A 19,301-nucleotide genomic window follows, 5' to 3' on the forward strand; every position below is an offset into this window, starting at 1 on the left:
CATGTGGTGGATGCCTTGGCGATCAAAGGCGTTGAAGGGCGCAGTAATCGCCAGGCTCCTCATCCGTTACGTCCAGAACCCCGGCCGCTCCAAAAGAGCGCCGGGGTTCTGGCGTCTGCGCGTGCCATCACAAGCGCGTACATTGCCTGTACCGTGAGGCGCGGCCGCTGCTAATCAGACGCGGGATTAAAGGGCTTTGCCAGACGTCCATTGACCCAACGGTGGGGCAGGCCGGGCCATCAGAACGTCACGACTGTGCGCAGTCCGGCCACGGCCTCGTTGCCGAACCGTGCACCGCTGTGGTTCGGATCGGGGATGCCGCCACCCGGATGGAAGATGTACTGGAATTCGCCCTGCAGCAGCCACCAGGGCGCAACCTGATACTGGTACGTCGCCTCGATCACCGTCTCCGCCGAGCGCACGGGGTAGCCCGGCGTCTGGAGCGTTGCGATGTCACGGTCGAGCGCGCTTGCGCTTGAGCTGACATTCGCGTAGCTCACCGCGAGCCCGACCGAGTCGTTGTCCCGGCCCTTGAACGGAGCTTTCAGCACAACGCCGGCGTTGACATTGAAGTCGAGCAGGTTTCGGTCGCCCGGCGCGCCCATCACACGCGTGAACACGCCGACCGATTGCGGGCTGTCGGCACTCGGGCGCCATACCATCTGGTCAGCGACGGCGTACATGCTGAAGTTGCCGCGATGCGTGGCCGGCACGCCGTTCGACGCAGGGCTCGCGAGCGAGATGCCGTTTGTGTCGAGGTGCTGATCCGCGAAGTGATTGTTGTTGTACCAGAAGCCCAGCTTGTAGGTGCCTGGCAGCCCTGTTGGTGCCGCCCCGGATCCGCTTGCCGGCGGCTGATTGATCGCGTACTGGACCTCGCCGATCATCATGACGCCGTTGTGCAGGTTGAACTGGGTGCCACTGGCGTTGAGCCGTTGCGGGTCGCCGTTGCCCGGCGCAGGGTTGCCGTCGAAGATGCCGCCGAGAATCGTCATCGAATCACTTGGCTTGAACCGCAGGCGCACGCCAAGCGACGACAGCGGGTAAGCAGGGCCGCCCGCAGGCAGGTCGGTGGCGGCCAATACGGGCCAGCCGAACGTCGCATTCGCGAACGTGCTGCCGTACTGGCTGATGATGAATTCCTGATCAAGGCTCTGCTGGCCGATCTTGACGTCGAACCTGTCGCCGAGCGCCTGCTGGTACCAGAGTTCCCACAAACGCGTCGTCGCTTCGGCCTCGACGCCGCTCACGGCTTGCAGTGCATTCAGGCGTGCAGCCGTTATGCCGTGTCCGTGAATCTGCAGGGCATCGACGAAAAAGGTGCCGCCTTTCAGGCCGAATGCCTTGTCGGTATCAACGCTAAGGCCGAACTGTGTGGCGCCATTGTACGAAGCGCCCTTCGAGATGCCGCCGGAGAAGTTACCGTAGACTTCACTTGTTTCCTGCGCATTGAACGTGACACCGTGGTCGCCCAGCAGCGTGCGCAGTCCGCCCATGTCGCCGAGCAGGTTGGAGCGCTCCCAGAAACCGGTCGGCGCCGCAGCGGCCCCGTCCGATGCGGGTTTTATGTCGGTGTTCGTGGCAGCGGTGGAGTCCGGGGCTGCCGCTGCTGGGGCGGCTGACTCCGACTGTGCATAAGCCGGCGTGGTGATGCTGGCGCCCAGTGCCACCAACAGCGCTGCGGCGGCGCAGGCTGGCTTCAGGCGCGAGGGCGGAGCGAGAATACATCGGCTGTCAATGCTGTGGTCGTTCTGTGTGAGCGTGCCAAAGGAGATCATTTTGTGTTCTTCTGGGAAGCGAACTGATGAATAAGCGATGCCAACGCAGGAGGGTATCCGGCGCCGACTCGCCGTGGGGACTGCAGTCTTGCAAAGTCCTATCTGCGACGATGACCCGCTCAGGCGGGCCAGTAAGTACCGCCAACGGTGCGCCCCCGCATCTTCCAGAGTGCTGCAACCGAGGTGCCGCGTTGCACTGCCTGAACTCTGTCGGGGCCTGTGTGCCGCCAGAGCTGGCTATGCCCGTCAGGTTCGCGGTGCGGTGCGACTGCTGGCGTTGCACGCAGGTAATCGCGTGAGGCGCGGAGAAAGCGTTCGATATGCATGATTCAACTCCCGTCGAGCCCGGCTTGGCCGGGCAACGTTCGATAAGTGGCACACCGTCAGCGAAACGAGCGCTGTCGGCGTACTAAGCAAAAAGGGAGCGAGCTACAGACAGACCGCGCGGGGCGGTCCGGAAGAAGCGCGCTGACCCGGCAATCGGAGTCAGCGGCGGGAAGGAAAGTCCGGTGTCGCTAACGCGCGATTGCAGTCTGGCTGCCGGCACAGGCCGGCATACAAGATCGACTACTAGAGCTTGGGTCCACGAAGGACTCTCCTGTTCCTAAGACAGGGCGGATTCTATGCGTGCCATCTGCGAGCGCGCAAGTAAAAATTGTCATGCAGTGCCTAGCAGTTTGAAGAGCGATGCCAAATGCGCCGGACCGTGCCAGGTCGATGGCATTCTGGGAGGCACATGAGCCTGCGCTGCGCTGCACGCGTGCAACAGATACTCACGGTCAATGGTTCGGTTGTGGAGTGCATATTAAAGCGGGATGCAAATGAATTGCGTCTAATGGAAGTAACGGATTCGAAAGAAAAATCTTTGAAATAGACGTTGACTCGGCTCGCGCGTCGTCACTAGAATTCGCCTGTTTCCACGAAAGGGGCAAATGCCTTGGACAGTTGTAGTTGTCGACCTTCGAATAGTTCTTCTGCCTGACCGGCACGACGCCCGCCTGGATCCTTCCTTAGCCGCCGTCCTGCCAGCAGGCAGACGGTGCGCGCCGCAGTAGCTTCCGCAGTTTCTCCCCGCGCATGACTTCGATTGGCCGTCGTCGTTGGCGCGGCGTTTTCACGCACGTTCGTCTACGCGACCCGGCGTGTGGAGCCGTTGGCTCGTGACGCCGCTTGTTCACGCCGTATTCGCGCACGCAATTGCGTGCCAATCCAGTGTGCGGTTAAACACGTCCGTCAATGCTGACTCGGACCCTAACACAACAGAGGAGTTCACAATGCCCGACCCTGAGCCTTGTCCCTGCACGACTTGCGCTGCGTTCCCAAAAGACGCGGCCCGCTTCGCCTGACATCAGTCCGCACACGTTCCTCCCACACGCCCGGGCATTTCGCCCCGCGTGAGCGAAACGAAGGCACGCCTGATCGATGGCGCCACGTTTCAGGCATCTGGAGGAATCACCATGCATTTCGCTCTGCTCGTTTCGCAACTCCCGCACGTCGAAGAAGCTCGCACGCACTACAACGGCATGCTTGCGCTCGATACCCGTTCGCACGCATCGCGCAGCGTAGTCGCTGCCATCTGGGCGGCACTCAAAAAGCTCGCTCGCTGACACGGCCTGGCGTGGCCGACTTCTGCCCTGCTCCTGCACCAGCAGTCGGCGGGGCTGCGCCATGTCTCAATCATTAAGTTAAAAATGTATAACTAAGGAATAGATAAAGATGTCCACCACTCCTGCAAACATCACGAAACGTCGGAGTGCGGTACTCGACGACGCACACGTTGGCGATATCAAAGGCGACCTCGGCACGATCGCCCGCCATGACACCGCCCCTCGTAACAACTGGATGGCGCGCCTGCGCACGCTGCTCGCCATCCTTGGCCCCGGCCTCATCGTCATGGTCGGCGATAACGACGCCGGCGCTTTCGGCACCTATACGCAGGCTGGGCAGAACTATGGCACGTCGCTGCTCTGGACGCTCGCGCTGCTGATCCCGGTTCTCTACGTGAACCAGGAAATGGTGCTGCGCCTGGGTGCCGTGACCGGCGTCGGTCACGCACGGCTCATCTTCGAACGCTTCGGCAAGTTTTGGGGTGCCTTCAGCGTCATCGATCTGTTCCTGCTCAATGCGCTTACGATCGTCACCGAGTTTATCGGCATTACGTTTGCGCTCGACTTTCTCGGCGTCTCGAAGGTTCTCGGTGTCTGCATCGCCGCGGTTCTAACGATGGCGGCCGTCAGTACGGGAGACTTCCGGCGCTTCGAACGCTTCGCGATTGTCCTGTGCCTGTTGAGCCTCCTGCTGATCCCGGTGCTCGTTTCGATCCACCCGCCTGTGGGCGTCATCGCGCGTGATTTCTTCGTGCCGACCTGGCCAGCGAATTCGAAGCTCTCCGACGTGATGCTGCTAGTCATCGGCATTGTCGGCACGACCGTCGCGCCGTGGCAACTGTTCTTCCAGCAGAGCTATGTAATCGACAAGCGCATCACCCCGCGCTTCATGAAGTACGAAAAGGCGGACCTCTGGATCGGTATCGCGTTCGTGATCGTCGGCGCCGTGGCAATGATGGCCTTCACCGCTGCGCTCTTTGACGGCAGGCCTGAGTTCGGCAACTTCACCGACGCGGGTGGCGTCATTGCGGGTCTGCACAAATACGTTGGACAGACGTCGGCCACGATCTTCGCGGTGGCGCTGCTCGACGCGTCGATCATCGGCGCTGCCGCTGTCTCGCTCTCGACGGCCTATGCGGTTGGCGACGTCTTCAAGGTCAAGCACTCGCTTCACCGCAGCGTGCTCGACGCGAAGGGCTTCTATCTCGTCTACTTCGGCATCATCGCGCTCGCGGCTGCCCTCGTGCTGATACCGGGCAGCCCGCTTGGCCTGCTGACCGAGGCTGTGCAGACGCTGGCTGGCGTGCTGCTGCCGAGCGCAACGGTGTTCCTGCTGTTGCTGTGCAATGACAAGGCTGTGCTCGGCCCGTGGGTGAATTCGAAGCAACTGAACGTGTTTACGGGCGCAGTGATTGCCGTGCTCGTCGTGCTGTCGATCATCCTGACGGCGGCCACTGTTTATCCGGATATCAGCGGTGCAGCGATTATCAAGATTCTCGTAGGCGGATGCGGGCTTGCCGCAGCCGTGTACGCGGCGGTGGAACTCTCGCGCAAGTTGCGCGGTGGAACTGTCGTCCATGATGCGGCTCCGCTCAACAGGCTGGCCCTGAAGGAGTTGCGCAACACGTGGCGCATGCCACCGCTCGAAGACCTGCAGGCGCCGCAGCACCTGACGTTGTCGACACGCGTGTGGATGGGCGTGCTGCGCACCTACCTCGTCGTCGCGGTGGGGCTCGTCATCGTAAAGGTCGTGCAGATGGCTATCCATTAACATGGATCGGGCAGATGCAAGTCTGCCCCTTCTCCTTAGCGCGCGGCCGCGTCTCTTTCTTGCAAGCGTATGCATGCGGGCACATGACGCGTCTTCAACCCACAGGAAACTATGTGCCGGTGATTTCCTGCTTACGTCGAATTGTCGCGTCTGTGTCCTAAGCAAATCGAAGCTACGAAGACGGTGAATCACCTGCGGGCCGAGTTGACCAGGGCACCAGTCATCAACACTCCGACGGAAAGCTTTAAGCCCTTTTGTGCGTTGCGCGATGGGGTTTAAGAAGGAGTTTTCTGTGCCCCTGACATGTCTTCAATTGCGGGGACTTCGATGCCCAGCCACCATGAGATTGCCATGCTGCTAACGCTTGCGAACGGCGAAACGCGGGTACGCACACTGGATCCGAACATGAAAGCACTACAGAGTCGGCAGCTTGTCGAAACTCAGCAACGAGTGCCTGAGTGGATCACCGTGCGACTAACGGAAGCAGGATGCGCTTTGCTACGGCGCCTGCGGGTTGCGTCGTGATCGCTGACAGTCAGTGGAGGCGATACATTTCGCGCACAGTTTGCAGCAGGTTTTACTCCGGGACTGAGACTTTGCACGGACAGGCCTAGGAGGTCGAGTTAATGCTCAAGTGTTCACCGGACATATCGACGAGGAGTTCTCATGTGCGCTCATCGGCTTACGAGGTCAAAGTGTGGACCACCTGACGCGACTTCGAGGCAGGTAAAGAATACCCTCTGGAAAGCGCTTCGGGAATTGCTTGCTTCGATACTAGATCCAGCTATCTGGCTTCATGCTTGTTCATTGGCAGCCCTGAGAGATCGAGGCGATGCAGCCGCATTCGGGATGGAAATCTTGCCGCCGTGCGTGCTTGAGCACATTGGACGGCCTGGCCCTGATCGTGTTACGAAACCACCAGAGGAGAGCGCGTGTGGTCAATCAGTCTCACATACAAATTGAATGCTGCCCGGTCGTCTTCGGAGGTCTCGACGACTGGCTGCCTGGCTCCGAGGCACCAGTCGAAGCTGGAGCTGGCAACAGGTCGAAGCGGCATGGCGACCGGCGCGCCCAGCGTCGGTTAGTCCGAAGCCGACGAATCTGTCTCGGGGTATATGCGTCTACCCATGCAAGCCAAATGACGCGACGGCGGCCGAACGTCTCGTCTCGTATATTTGCCGACCATGGCGTAACAGGCCACTCGGCGATGTGGAATGGGCGCGCCGCTCGACCGGACCTTGCCGGGGCGCTCCAGATTACTGTATCAGGTGTCGATGATGAAAAAGCACATTAGACCGATATTCATGGTTTTTGCTCTGGTCCTCGTCGTGGCGTTCCAGTCCATTGATCAAAACCTGCCGTCAGCCGATACGAACACGACGCGGGCTACGACGGACGCTTTCGCTGAAAACGTAGCGCCGCATGGAGGAACGTTCCACTGCCTCGTTTACGGGAAATACTGCCTTAGTGACGCATTGCGCAGCCGATGAAAGAAGGGTGAAATCGTTACACGATGGACGCTTGCGACAGGTGTCTCGGCGGTGCCCCGGCATTGAGGGCTAACACGAACTTCCACGACACACGAACTCGCAAGATGGGCGACATGTTCGACTCGCGCTCCGCTTGGGAGCCTTCGAGCATGTAGGTTACTTTTGAATTCCGTCCCAAGCAGTGTTCGAAAGGCAAAGGGGGCTGACGACCCGAATGAAATGATACAGCCTTTGTCCGAGACCCATCTACATTGATTCGACAGATCTAGGTGGTAGCACTGAAAATCCGTCGTGCGGGTCTTCTTTTGCCATCAATGCATTGGTCCTTGGGCGCCCAAAACCGGCGATAGCCTATCCTGCCATCCCTCGTTGTTATTCTCTTTCTTTTGTCATCCGCAAATCCTTTGAGTGTGGTCACCGATGGTCGCGCAAAAAGATGAACACCTGCTGCAAAAAAAATCTACTCGTCCACGCAGCAAAACGAACTGGCCCGGCAGAAAAAATATCGTATCGCGTGAGTGGGTCTTCCCCCAACACGCAAATCGATGATTGACCGGCATCGCGAAGGTGACGGATGACGCAACGTGGATGAGCATGGACTGCCGTGCTCCGCACAGAAAATTCAAAGGTCGTATTGAATCCGCGTGCCAGAATGCAGACGCTCGCGCAAATTGAACAAAGACATTTCCGCACGGTCCCGCAGGAATGATATCGGACCGACACGTCACATCAATTCCAGCGATCATTCGACGCAAATTGGCGAGCGACGGATTTCATGTGCTGCCCGTTGCCAACACAGAGCCTCTGATCATTCGACTGAAGGCCGATGCACTCGTATTGGTCGACGCGCAAATCCAGGTACGTTGCGCGCGCGCGACGGCGCAAAAAAGGTTACAGCGGCGCAGCGTCAGTACCCAGGCGGGTTTTAACCCATCCCGGATGAATCGAATTCACCTTGATGTTCGTTCCCTCAAGTTCCTGCGCAAGTTGAATGGTAAAAAGATTCAAAGCAGCCTTTGAGGCATTGCAAGCGTAGCGTTTGGTGTATGCGACGGCCTGATCGTTTCGCGCGTGTAGCGTCAACGAACCGAGGTGGCTGGACACGTTCACGATTCGTGCTCCACTACTCTTGCGAAGGAGGGAAAGCATTTGGCCGGTGAGCAGGAGCACTGCAAAGCCATTGGTTTCAAACACCAGCCTGAGCTCCTCCAGCGAAGTGCCACTCGTGAGACGATCAATCACGGTCCCGGTGCCCTCCGGTGTTGCCACTCCGGCGTTGTTTAGAAGGACGTCAAGCTGACCGAATTGCCTCGCAATGAGCTGCGACACCGCATCGCGGTTCGCAGAGTTCGTGATGTCCAACTTGACAGGAGAGACCGTCGTCAAGCCTTCGTCTTCGAGGATTGCTGCAGCGTGTTCCGCCTCCTCCAGATTTCGGGATGCGAGCAGCACCGCTAGACCCTTTTCAGCGAGTTGCCTTGCAGTTTCGAACCCGATTCCACGGTTCCCTCCGGTGACGGGGGCTACCTTTGCACCGGTTTGCATATTCGCTCTCCTGGAAATAAAGGTTCCGTGACTCTATGCACGTTTGCATCAATGGCGACTTAGGCTGAACGACAAAACTGACACGTGTGTAAGGGGCAGAGCTCGACGGATTTATATTTCGCGAGTGTTCTCCCGTTCCGTTAACTGGACTGGATTGAAAAGCGGTAGTCGGACGAATACCTCATGTCGGGGACGATGAAGGTTGCAGGACGATTCGGACGTTACGTTGAGCATGCCGGGGCTGCTGGCGTTGATGCCAGTCTCAATATGTGGGGGAATGCCGCGTGGATTCGGCGGGCGTGGGTAAATTACACGCTGCATCATTGACCTTGAAAGCCATTAGTGCATTCATTGACGAAGACGCAAGGAGAGTGAAATGATAACTTCTGCTCGTATTGGGCATGTAACCCACTGGTACGCCCGCATTCGCGCGCTGCGACGGCCCAAATCTTTCGAGCGGGTCGGCCGCGATCGTCGCCATCTGCGAAATTTTTCCGGACGTTGCACAATACAGACGTCGCCGCTCGGCCCGGTGCGGCCAGTCTTTCGTCGGCCTGTCCGACCGTCTTTCATCGGTTATCAGCCAGTCAATCATGTCAACAGCAGAGGATGAGAGTCTGCCCAGTCTGCTGCCGGGAATGCTGCCGCGATTGTGGGCGTTCTCGTTGCGCCTGAGCGGCAACCAGCATGACGCCGAGGACCTTCTCCAACGCGCCTGTGTTAGGGGGCTGGAGCGCGCCGATCAGTTGCAGCCAGGCACGTCTCCCCTTAGTTGGATGTTTTCCATCGTCCACTCCACCTGGATCAACGAACTGAGAGCGCGTAACGTGCGCAACCGCTCGAGCATGGACTGGGACGACGAGTTTCTGCAGACCGTCGCCGATCCCGGTGCGCGCACGCCGGAAGAGAATATGCTGCACGGCGAGATCATCGCGGCAGTCGAGCGGCTTCCCGAGGCGCAACGAACAGTGATGCTGCTGGTGGCCGTCGAGGGCATGAGCTATGCCGAGGCTGCCGAGACGCTCGGTGTGCCGATCGGCACGATCATGAGCCGGCTGTCGCGCGCCCGGCAGACTATTGGGACGCGATTCGGTCACCGCGAGGCAACGACTGCGCGGTCATCCCACAGCGAGCAGTCCGATGATGATCGATGACGCCACCCTGTTAGCCTACGTCGACGGAGCATTACCGCCGGACGAGTGCACGCATGTCGAGCGTGCGATCCGGGAGTCGGACGACCTCTCGTTGCATATGTCGACCTTGCGAGCGTCGCGATTACCGTACGCGGCAGCGTTCAGCAGGCAGGCGTTGCCGGCGCTGCCGGAGACCTTGCGCCGCAACGTCGACGAACTGTTACGCCAGCATCTGGCGGGTGCACGCGCTCCTCAGGCGGTCAATAACGCCACTGCAATCCATGCAATTGATATTGCCGGCGGTGGTGAGTCAGGCGAGTCATGGCTCGCGTCCGGCGGCAACCTCCATCGACCGAAGCCGCGCGCCTCGTTGCCGTGGCTCGCGGTCGCGTTTGTCGCGGGCGCCGTCTGCTGCGGCTTCGCGTACCGTCTGTTGCCTCAATTGACAGGCGGCGCAATCATGACGGAGTCAAACGATTCGAGCGTGTCGCCGTGGATTACTGCGGCCGTCAGCTATCAGCAGCTTTACACACGCGACACTATCGCCTCGCTGCAGCCTGACCTGCGCGCGACCGCTGCAACCGTCGCCGAGATCCGCCGGGACGACGGCCTGGCTGTGAAGATCCCCGATCTGCGGAGTCAGGGGCTCTCGTTCAAGCGCGTGCAACGCCTGAATTTTCGGGGCAAGCCGCTCGTTCAGATCGTCTACCTGCCGGAGCACGGCGCCCCTGTCGCGCTATGCGTGCTGAAAGAGGCGAAAGCCGATGCGGTGCCCGCGAGCGATCGTGTCGGAGGGATGGATGTCGTGGAGTGGCGGCGTGGCCAATTCGGCTATGCGCTGATTGGCGAGCACGGCGGCCTCGATCTCGACGCGCTGGGCAAGCAGCTATATGACGGGCAGGTGTCGACCACCATCGGCCGCAACGACGCAAATGAATACGCCAGGTTGTCCTGATCGGCGGCGTGGCCGCGGTTTGGCGGTGCGCTGGCTCGCGGTATTCGCGGTGCCCGCGCTGCTCGCCGCGCTGTTTGCCTGGTGCGCGGGATGGCTCGCGCCCGGCCTGACCGCACAGCGCATCGTTGATGCATTCGAGGCGACGTCGACGCCGCATCCGGGCTTCCGGCGCAATCATGCGAAAGGTATTTGCGTCACCGGACATTTCGACAGCAACGGCGCCGGCACACAGCTTTCGCGCGCGAGCGTATTCGAACGCGGCAGCTACGCCATCGTCGGGCGCCTGTCGATACCGGGCAGCAATCCACAAGAGGACGACGACGATGGCATGGTGCGTAGCTTTGCGCTGCGGATTGCGCTGCCGCACGGCGAACAGTGGCGCCTCGCGATGAATTCGGCGCCGATCTTCGTGGTGCGCACGCCGCAGGCGCTATTTGATGAGCTGCGCGCGCAAGCGTCGGATCCACGAACCGGCCACGCCAATCCCGCAAAAGTGCAGGCGTTTCTCGATGGCCATCCGGAGGCCCGTGCGTTTATGGAATGGGTCCGTTCGCACCCGCCATCGTCCCGCTTCAGCAATGCAACCTATTACGGTATCAGTTCTTTCCAGACCACCGATGCGCGTGGCGTGAAGCGTTTCGTCCGCTGGGACGTGGTGCCGGACAGCCCCTGGCGTCCTGTCGGAGCACGCGCGCAAATCGATCCCGATTTCCTGTCGCACGATCTGGTGATGCAACTCGCGAAGGGGCCGTTGCGCTGGCATCTGGTGCTGAGCGTGGCGATGCCCGGCGATCCGATCGACGATTCGACGCAGCAATGGAACGATTCGCCGCAACGCGAGCGGATCGACGCGGGCACGGTCGTGATCGATCGCGCGCAAACGCAGATCGATGGGCCATGTCGCGACATTTCGTTCGATCCGACCATTCTGCCCGACGGCATCGTGCCATCCGCCGACCCGTTGCTCGTAGCACGTTCGTCGGCATATGGTGTCTCGTTCGACCGCCGAACGAAAGAAGAGGCCGCTGCCGGGGGGAATCGCCACTGAGTGCGACCTGGGAAGAACGTGCAACCCGGACTATCATAGAGACTTGACGACCAACGAGCGGTGCCCGTCCTGCCTGGTGCAGACGAGTGCGGGCGAATCCCGGTCACGCTCGATTTCCTTTCAGCCTGGCGACCTATGAGACCCGACGACAGCAGATTGATGGCGTATGTCGATGGCGACCTCGGCCCGACCGAGACTGCATCGATCGAGAAAGAACTCGCCGTTTCACCTGAATTGCAGGAGAGCGTCAAATTGCTGCGCGCGTCGCAACTCCCTTATCGCGAGGCGTTTGCAACGCAGAAACTGCCGCCGTTGCCGGTCGAATTGCAACGCCAGATCGACGCCATGGCGAGCGCCGCACGGCTCGCGCAATCGAACCCCATAGCTAGCCAGCCCGTGCGGTCACGAAAACCACAGGCGCGTTTGTGGCTCGCCGCGGCATTTGTCGCCGGAGCGTTTTGCGCGGGCCTCGCGCTGCGGCTCGGCCCCGCGTTGCTGGGCATGCCGGGCGGCGGGGGCGGGGGTGCGACGACCGTCGCATCTGGCGAGGCGTCGCCGTGGATTCGCGCGGCGGTCGACTATCAACGGCTCTTCACGCGCGATACCGTCGCCGACATCACGCCCGACCTCAAAGCTTCCGCGAGAACCGTTGCGGCGATCCGGCAGGTCGACGGCGTTGCGTTGCGAGTGCCGGATCTGCAGGCGGCGGGGCTGTCGTTCAAGGGAGTCTCGCGCCTGCGTTTCAACGACAAGCCGCTGGTCCAGATCGTCTATCTGCCCGCCGACGGCGCGCCCGTCGCTCTGTGCGTGATGAAAGACGCGCGGCCGGACAAGGCAATTGCGCAACAGCAATTGAACGGCATGACCGTCGTATCGTGGCGGCAAAACGATCTGGCGTTCGCGCTGATCGGCAAGCCGGACTCGGTCGATCTCCAGTCGATCGCGCAACAGATCACGAACAGCAGCGTGGATGCTCTGATCTGATTGCGTTGCCTTTTCGTCGGCTCTCCACGGCTCAAGGCTGCAGATCGTCGAGGGCGCGCAAAAAGGCCGCTCGGTCCGCCTGCGTCGGCAGCGCTTCGGCCAATCGCGCGCGGAAGGTCGCCGTGTCCGCGCCACGCGCGGCGTGCTCGGCAACGATGCGCGCGATCGGGCCGACGTGCGATGCGAGCCTCCGTACAGCGACTTCGACCTGCCGGGAATCGAGCGGCGTGCACGCTGCGGATGCATCCGCAGCAGACATCGCGCCTCGCATGGAGCCATCGGCTAAGGCGATAGTATGCTGCTTGATCAGCGTATCGAGCTCACGACGCGCCGAGTCGCCGGAAAAATGGCGCGCCAGTTGTTCCAGTAGGGCGCGCGAATCGCTCGCCTGCGATGCAGCGCGCCGCACGAGCAGCGATGCAACCGGTCCGACATGGCTCGCGAGGCGCTGCTCCACTTCAGCCAGAAACTCCGGCGGCCAACCAGCCGCGGCGCTGGCCGCTGGTGGCGCGAGCGCCTCACGCGCCGGCCCCCCACGCACGACGGTATGGTTGGGATCGAGCCACGCCATCAATGTGTCCTGCAAGGTCAATAAAGCGTTGCGCCAGCTTTGTGCGGACGCGAACCGGTCCTCAGGCCGCTTGGCGATTGCCTTCAGTACCATGGCATCGAGTTCGGCGGGCAGCCATGCAGCATGCGTTGACGGAGGCGGCGGCATCTCGTTGATCACCTGATGCATGACGGCGGCCGATGCACCGGTGAACGGGCAATGCCCGCTCAGCATTTCGTACAGCACGACGCCGGCGGAAAACAGATCGCTACGTGCATCGACCTCTCCGCCCGCATACTGCTCCGGTGACATATAGCTTGGTGTGCCGATCGTCATGCCCGCTTGCGTCAGACGTCCCGTATCGAGCTGTGCGATGCCGAAGTCCGTCACCTTGCATTCGCCGCGTGAGGCGATCAGCAGGTTCGCGGGCTTGATGTCACGATGGATCACGCCAAGTTGGTGCGCATACGCAAGCGCATCGAGTAATTGCGCGAACCACGTGAGCGCATCCATCAATGGTATCGTGCCGCCGTTGCGGGCATGGTGCGCGAGCCGTTGCGCAAGATTTTCGCCACGCACATATTCGAGCGCGATGAAAGCAACGCCTTGTGCCTCTCCATAGTCGAACACGCCGACAACGTGAGGATGTACGAGCCGTCCTGCGGCGCGAGCTTCGTTGAGAAAGCGGGCGGTCAGTTCCGTGCGGGTTGGTTCCGCCGTGCCTTGTCCGTCGTTCAGCAGCGCGGCGTGTATCGTCTTGAGCGCCACCTGGCGCTGGATGTGCGGATCGGTCGCGAGATAGACCGTGCCCATGGCGCCGCGTCCGAGCACGCGCTCGATCCGGTACCGGCCGATCTGTGCGGGTGTCGTGGCGGGGCGCGAAGTCATGGCGTCGTTCACGATAGGCGGCCCCCTTACTCCTGGTGCTCTTCGAGAATTTCGAACGCGGTGACGAGGCTCGTGCGCATCCGTCCGAACGACACCGCGAGCGAGGCTATTTCGTCGCTGCCACCTGCCGGCAATTCGACGTCGCTGAGCTTGCCGAGACTCACTTCGTCTGCGGCGCGCGACAACATCTGCAAACGCCGCGTGACGAGAAAATGCACCATCGCGTTCAGCACGACGAGCACCACCGCGAACACCGCGGTTAGCGACAGCATGAGACTACGCCATACCACGTGGCCGCGCGCAATCGATTCGGACATCGGCACCGACACGAACTCCGCGCCGATCACGTCGTTCATGGTCCAGCCGAAACCGTTGGCTGGTCCGTATTTGTCGAGCATCGTGGTTGGCGCCGCAGACGGCGTGCTGTGGCATTGCATGCAAGCGGTGTCGGTGATGCGGCTCGGATGCGCGAGAAACAGCAACTGGTCGCCACCCGGCGTGCGGCGCTCTCCGGTTGCTTCCTTCAATTCCGGATGATCGTGCAGATGCGCGATGACTTCATTTTCCCAATCGGTTGGCCGGTCGCGCGGATTGGTGGGATTGAGCATCGTCGCCTTGTACGAAAAGTTTGGAAACGCGCTCTGCAGCGAGTTCAGCATTTCGATCGCCGAATACGCCGGCACCGACTCCGGCACAAATGAATACTTGATCTGCGTCGCGAGCAGGGGCGTGATGTGTTGGGCCGTATAGTTCTGCATGGCGGAGGCGGCGCTGAGCAGCACGTCGGCATCGTGACGCATTTCGTTGAGCGCCTGCTGTTGCAGCACCCGATCCGCAACGAAACCGATTGCCGTTAGTCCGATCGCGAAGACCGCGATGAACACGAGATTGAACTTGATGGCGAGCGAGAGCTTCATGGGCGTAGCGGGCCGGATGAGTAGCTGGAGTAGCTGGATAGATAGGCGGACCGAGTCTGAATCGCTGTGCTCCGTATCACCGCATGTTGTGGCGGCGGAAAGACAAGCGGACGCCAGTCCGGCAGATCTCGAATGTGCTGCACTACGGCGCGGTGAAAAGCAGGGTCGGCCAGGCGCGCGCGAAAGCGCGACGTAAAGCGCGTCGAAGGATCCCCGCGCGCTGCAAGCCCGCTCTCCAGCCAGTCCGATACGTCGTCGTACGCGACCGGACGGATGTTGCCCGGCGGGTCGTTGCGTAGAGGGGACGGCATCGGCAGAACCCGGAGCACATCGCGGAACATTGCCGGCATCGCGGCGATGAATGCAGGGTCGAGTCGTGCCGACACAGTAATCGTGTCGCTCGCGGTGGAATGCGTAGCGAAGCGATGCGCGTCAAGCTTGACGGGAGTAGCGTGACTTCGCGAGCCGCCGATGCCGAGCATGCTGACCGTGCCGCTCTCGCAGAACACGGCGTCGGTGGCGAGGGCCGTCGTGTCCTGCGCGTTGGGAGTCTGATAATTCGCCGCCGTTGCGGCGATCACCAGCGCGCTGCCGTCGGCTGGCGTGATGGCCGTGCGCGCGGTCTCGATCACGGGTGCCGCACAGTAGGCCGTTTGGGTATCGCACGTGTGTTGCACCTTCACCCAGCCACCGAGCAACGCAATGCGCGCGTCCCTCATCAGCAGCACGCGAGTGGCGGGGCCCAGCGCGACGCTGTCGCCCGCACCGTCCTGAATCTGTATGCCGCCGCTCGCTGGCGTCTGGACGATGTCGTCAAGTGCGAAGCGCTGTCCGCCATTGACCAGATACAGCCCCGTCTCATGAATGACGGTGACGGGCGTGTCGGCCTGCACGAGTGTCCACGCCGCGTTGGCATACGGCGTGGTCAGCAGCAACGCGAACGGTATGAGGCTCTTGAGCGGTCTGAGGATCAACGAATGAGCTTTGCGGAGCATTTCCTATCACGACGCACAGTGAACGCAGCGCGTTGAATCGCGCGGGTATTACCAAAACAGCCGCGTCGCAGTTTTATTCCGGATTTCAGACGATTGCCGCGGTCAAGCGCATCCCACATAGTGATGAACCCAGGGCATCGCAGGCGAAACACAGCCCCGACTCGCAACATCCACGGAATATCGCGCCGCGCTCGGCTGTTCTGGTTTGCGAAGATGACGACAAGCGTGATCCGGAGCCAATTCGCGGTACGTACGAAGCATATGGAATAGATCGCGACGCTGCGCTGTTATGGATGGTGAATGACCCGCCGCCAACACTTCGAGTCGATCGAAGGACCCTCGCGGATCGGCGATCTCATATAACTGTACGGATACCTGAGGAATCGACGAATGGCTACGAAGCAGAGCAGTCAGAAGTTTATTGGGCGCAATCGGGCTCCGCGCGTACAGATCGAGTACGACGTGGAGCTGTACGGTGCGCAGAAGAAGATTCAGATCCCGTTCGTGATGGGTGTGCTGTCGGACCTGTCCGGTGCAAATGTTGACGATCTTCCGCCGATAGAAGCGCGCAAGGCGCTGGAAGTGGACGTCGATAACTTCGACAGTCGCATGCAGTCGATCAAACCACGCGTGACTTTCAGCGTGCCCAATACGCTCACAGGCGAGGGCCAGCTCGGCGTCGATATCAGCTTCGAAAGCATGGGCGATTTTTCGCCTGCCGAAGTCGTGCGCAAGGTGGACGCGCTTGCAAAGCTGCTGGAGGCGCGCACACAGCTCGCCAACCTGGGCACCTACCTGGACGGCAAGGCGGGCGCGGAAAAATTGATCGCGCAGGCAATCAAGGACCCCGCGCTCCTGCAATCGCTGGGCGCGGCGCCGAAGCCCGCGGATGCCGATACCGACGCCGCGGCCGAAACCGAATCCGGACAGGAGTGAGCGCGATCATGGAGATCCAGAAGCAGATCGAGCAGGATGTTGAAGGCGCAGTGAGCGAAGCCAGCGAGTTCTCCGCGCTCCTCAGCAAGGAGTTCAAGCCGAAGAACGAGCGCGCGAAGGAAGAAGTCGAATCAGCGGTGCGCACCCTTGCCGCACAAGTGCTGCAGGACTCGCACATCATCTCGGACGATTTGATGCAGACGATCAACGCGTATGTTGCCGAGATCGACCGCAAGCTCAGCGAGCAGTTGAACGCCATCATGCACCACGCGGATTTCCAGAAGCTGGAAGGCTCGTGGCGCGGGCTGCATCATCTCGTCACCAACACCGAAACGGACCCGATGCTGAAGATCCGCGTGGTGAACGTGTCGAAAAAGGAACTGGGGAAAAACCTGAAGCGCTTCAAGGGCGTTGCGTGGGACCAGAGTCCCGTGTTCAAGCGCATCTATGAAGAAGAATATGGCCAGCTCGGCGGCGAGCCATATGGTTGCCTCGTCGGCGATTACTATTTCGACCACAGTCCTCAGGATGTCGAAATGCTGCGCGGCATTTCGCAGATTGCCGCCGCCGCGCATGCACCCTTCATCTCGGCGGCGGATTCGACGTTGCTGGGCATGGAAAGCTGGACCGAACTGTCGGGCAAGCGCGATCTCTCGATGATCTTCACGACGCCGGACTACGCTGGCTGGCGGTCGCTGCGCGAAATGGACGACGCGCGCTATCTCGCGCTGACGATGCCGCGCACGCTCGCGCGCCTGCCGTATGGCGCGAAGACCGACCCGGTCGATGCGTTCGACTTCGAGGAAGACACCGCAGGCGCGGATTCGGCGAAGTACACGTGGCAAAACGCGGCATTTTCGATGGCGGTCAACATCAACCGTTCATTCAAGTACTACGGCTGGTGCACGCGCATTCGCGGTGTGGAGTCGGGCGGCGCGGTCGACAGTCTGCCGGTGCATACCTTCCCGAGCGACGACGGCGGCATTGACATGAAGTGTCCGACCGAGATCGCGATCACCGATCGCCGCTCGGCGGAACTCGACAAGATGGGGCTGATGCCGCTCGTGCATCGCAAGAATTCGGATATCGCGGCATTCATCGGCGCGCAATCGGTCGCGAAGTCGGAAGAGTATGACGATCCCGCGGCCACGGCGAATTCGAATCTGTCTGCGCGATTGCCTTATATGTTCGCGTGCTGCCGTTTCGCGCACTACCTCAAGTGCATCGTGCGCGACAAGATCGGCTCGTTCAGCACGCGCGAACAGATGGAAAGCTGGCTGTCGAACTGGGTCATGAATTACGTCGATGGTGATCCGGTGAATTCGAGCGAAGAAAGCAAGGCACGCAAGCCATTGGCTGCTGCGCAGGTTGTCGTCGAAGAAGTCGAAGGCAATCCCGGCTACTACACGTCGAAGTTTTTCCTCAAACCGCATTACCAGCTCGAAGGACTGACGGTATCGCTGCGCCTGGTGTCGCGTCTGCCGTCCGCACAGGCGGCTTGAGGCGTCTGCCGGACCCTGGCTTGCAGGCAAGCATCCGGAGCGGCAGCGTTCCGGTCCCGATCGTTCACCGCTACGGCGAGAACATCATTCTGGCTCACATATAGAGGTAACTATGTCATTCGATATGCACCTGAAATTTGGTTCTGGAACGGTCACGATCCAGGGGGCTTCCAACCATTCGAAGCACAAGAACCAGGTTCCGATCATCGCGTGGTCGTGGGGCGTCAGCAATACGGGCAACCTGCACACGGGCGCGGGCTACGCGGCAGGAGGCAAAGCCAACATTCAGGACATCACCATCACGAAGTACATCGACAGTTGCTCGAACGCACTGTTGAACGCTTGCTGCACGGGTGCGCGCGTCGACGACGCGTATCTGTACGTCACCAACGCAACCGGTCAGCAGACCGATTTCCTCACCATCGAGATGAGCGAGGGTGTACTGATCACGTCGGTATCGACGGGCGGCAGCGGTGGCGACGAGCGGCTCACAGAGAACGTTACGTTGCACTTCGGCAAATTCAAGTATGCGTTCCAGCCGCAGGACGACGAAGGCAAAGCCAACGGCGGCACCAAGGACTTCACTTTCGATATCCAGCAGGTCGCCAAGCAGTAAGCAGGCCTCGGCGCCGGGCCGGCTGCCTTTTGCCCGGCTTTCCCGTGTTCGAGACACGTTGTTGAGGAAGCGCACGTCATGGCAGAACTGATGCCCCAGGAACGTCTGCAGCCGTCGCTGCTTGATCGTCTGACCGATCTCGATCCTGCGCAGCACGAGGAGAGCCGGGAGCAGCGAGTCATTACGGCTGCGCGTTTGCGCGAATACGTTACGCGCGACATCGCGTGGCTGCTCAACTGCACGCGTCAATGGAGCGGCGAAGAATTGACCGGATTCCCCCACGTGCGCCATTCCACGCTGAACTTCGGAATTCCTGATCTTGTAGGTACAGCGCACTCGGGTATCGACGTCGCGGGGCTGCAGAACCGTATCCGCTCGGCGCTGCTCGACTTCGAGCCACGCCTGATTGCCAGTACCGTTCAGGTCAGCGTCGAGATCGACGACACCCGCATGGACGGTCGTTCTCTGCAGTTTGTGATCGAAGCGGACATGTGGGCCCAGCCGATGCCGCTCGCCCTTTATCTGCGCACTGACGTCGATCTCGAGACCGGCGAGTTTCATGTGTCGCAACGCTTGCGCTGAACGT

Annotated in this window: 15 protein-coding genes; 10 read left to right on the forward strand and 5 right to left on the reverse strand. The window is 60.8% G+C overall.

The window, feature by feature from the left end; genetic code table 11:
* Window positions 1-239: 239 nt before the first annotated feature.
* Window positions 240-1,778 carry a carbohydrate porin gene (locus AB3X86_RS10785; RefSeq protein WP_368595948.1) on the reverse strand — a complete coding sequence of 513 codons (1,539 nt, stop codon included), beginning with the start codon at window positions 1,776-1,778 and terminating at the stop codon, window positions 240-242.
* Window positions 1,779-3,235: 1,457 nt separating this feature from the next.
* On the opposite strand from AB3X86_RS10785, the gene AB3X86_RS10790 reads away from it, so the two are divergent.
* Both AB3X86_RS10790 and AB3X86_RS10795 read left to right on the forward strand, forming a co-directional pair.
* The gene (locus AB3X86_RS10790; protein WP_368595949.1) at window positions 3,236-3,385 is read left to right on the forward strand and encodes a hypothetical protein; all 150 of its coding nucleotides are present in this window, start codon (window positions 3,236-3,238) and stop codon (window positions 3,383-3,385) included.
* Window positions 3,386-3,494: 109 nt separating this feature from the next.
* A complete protein-coding gene (locus AB3X86_RS10795; RefSeq protein ID WP_368595950.1) occupies window positions 3,495-5,156 on the forward strand; it encodes an NRAMP family divalent metal transporter in 1,662 nt (553 codons plus the stop codon).
* A 2,381-nt stretch (window positions 5,157-7,537) separates the two neighbouring features.
* Here the strand turns inward: AB3X86_RS10795 and AB3X86_RS10800 are convergent.
* Entirely contained in the window at window positions 7,538-8,191 is a 654-nt protein-coding gene (locus AB3X86_RS10800) for an SDR family NAD(P)-dependent oxidoreductase (RefSeq protein ID WP_368595951.1), read from the reverse strand.
* A 593-nt stretch (window positions 8,192-8,784) separates the two neighbouring features.
* On the opposite strand from AB3X86_RS10800, the gene AB3X86_RS10805 reads away from it, so the two are divergent.
* The 4 genes from AB3X86_RS10805 (at window position 8,785) to AB3X86_RS10820 (ending at window position 12,311) form a co-directional block, all read left to right on the forward strand.
* Entirely contained in the window at window positions 8,785-9,345 is a 561-nt protein-coding gene (locus AB3X86_RS10805; RefSeq protein ID WP_368595952.1) for an RNA polymerase sigma factor, read from the forward strand.
* Between the two features lie 154 nt (window positions 9,346-9,499).
* Window positions 9,500-10,279: an anti-sigma factor gene (locus AB3X86_RS10810; RefSeq protein WP_368595953.1), complete on the forward strand. Its 780-nt coding sequence runs from the start codon at window positions 9,500-9,502 to the stop codon at window positions 10,277-10,279.
* Entirely contained in the window at window positions 10,257-11,327 is a 1,071-nt protein-coding gene (locus AB3X86_RS10815; RefSeq protein WP_368595954.1) for a catalase family peroxidase, read from the forward strand. Before AB3X86_RS10810 ends, AB3X86_RS10815 begins: the two co-directional genes overlap by 23 nt.
* A 135-nt stretch (window positions 11,328-11,462) precedes the next feature.
* Window positions 11,463-12,311, forward strand: coding sequence for an anti-sigma factor (locus tag AB3X86_RS10820; RefSeq protein WP_368595955.1), 849 nt, complete (start codon window positions 11,463-11,465; stop codon window positions 12,309-12,311).
* 31 nt (window positions 12,312-12,342) lie between these two features.
* On the opposite strand, the gene AB3X86_RS10825 is transcribed toward AB3X86_RS10820, so the two are convergent.
* Genes AB3X86_RS10825 through AB3X86_RS10835 form a run of 3 tightly spaced genes read right to left on the reverse strand, consistent with a single transcriptional unit; the run spans window position 12,343 to window position 15,559 of the window.
* Window positions 12,343-13,749, reverse strand: a complete 1,407-nt coding sequence (locus AB3X86_RS10825) for a serine/threonine-protein kinase (protein WP_368595956.1) — start codon at window positions 13,747-13,749, stop codon at window positions 12,343-12,345.
* A gap of 26 nt (window positions 13,750-13,775) precedes the next feature.
* Window positions 13,776-14,666 (reverse strand): DUF3365 domain-containing protein, encoded by an 891-nt coding sequence (locus AB3X86_RS10830; protein ID WP_368595957.1) that lies wholly within the window; start codon window positions 14,664-14,666, stop codon window positions 13,776-13,778.
* Entirely contained in the window at window positions 14,663-15,559 is an 897-nt protein-coding gene (locus AB3X86_RS10835; protein WP_368595958.1) for a hypothetical protein, read from the reverse strand. The genes AB3X86_RS10830 and AB3X86_RS10835 overlap by 4 nt, the downstream gene beginning before the upstream one ends.
* Before the next feature lie 492 nt (window positions 15,560-16,051).
* On the opposite strand from AB3X86_RS10835, the gene tssB reads away from it, so the two are divergent.
* From tssB to tssE, 4 genes are all read left to right on the forward strand, one after another.
* Window positions 16,052-16,597: a type VI secretion system contractile sheath small subunit gene (gene tssB / locus AB3X86_RS10840; protein WP_368595959.1), complete on the forward strand. Its 546-nt coding sequence runs from the start codon at window positions 16,052-16,054 to the stop codon at window positions 16,595-16,597.
* Window positions 16,598-16,605: 8 nt separating this feature from the next.
* Entirely contained in the window at window positions 16,606-18,099 is a 1,494-nt protein-coding gene (gene tssC, locus AB3X86_RS10845; protein WP_368595960.1) for a type VI secretion system contractile sheath large subunit, read from the forward strand.
* Between the two features lie 112 nt (window positions 18,100-18,211).
* Window positions 18,212-18,715 (forward strand): Hcp family type VI secretion system effector, encoded by a 504-nt coding sequence (locus AB3X86_RS10850; RefSeq protein ID WP_368595961.1) that lies wholly within the window; start codon window positions 18,212-18,214, stop codon window positions 18,713-18,715.
* Between the two features lie 78 nt (window positions 18,716-18,793).
* The gene (tssE, locus tag AB3X86_RS10855) at window positions 18,794-19,297 is read left to right on the forward strand and encodes a type VI secretion system baseplate subunit TssE (RefSeq protein ID WP_368595962.1); all 504 of its coding nucleotides are present in this window, start codon (window positions 18,794-18,796) and stop codon (window positions 19,295-19,297) included.
* The last annotated feature ends 4 nt before the right edge of the window (window positions 19,298-19,301 follow it).

Origin of the sequence: Paraburkholderia sp. BR14374 (assembly GCF_040948685.1) — a bacterium.
GTDB lineage: Bacteria > Pseudomonadota > Gammaproteobacteria > Burkholderiales > Burkholderiaceae > Paraburkholderia > Paraburkholderia youngii.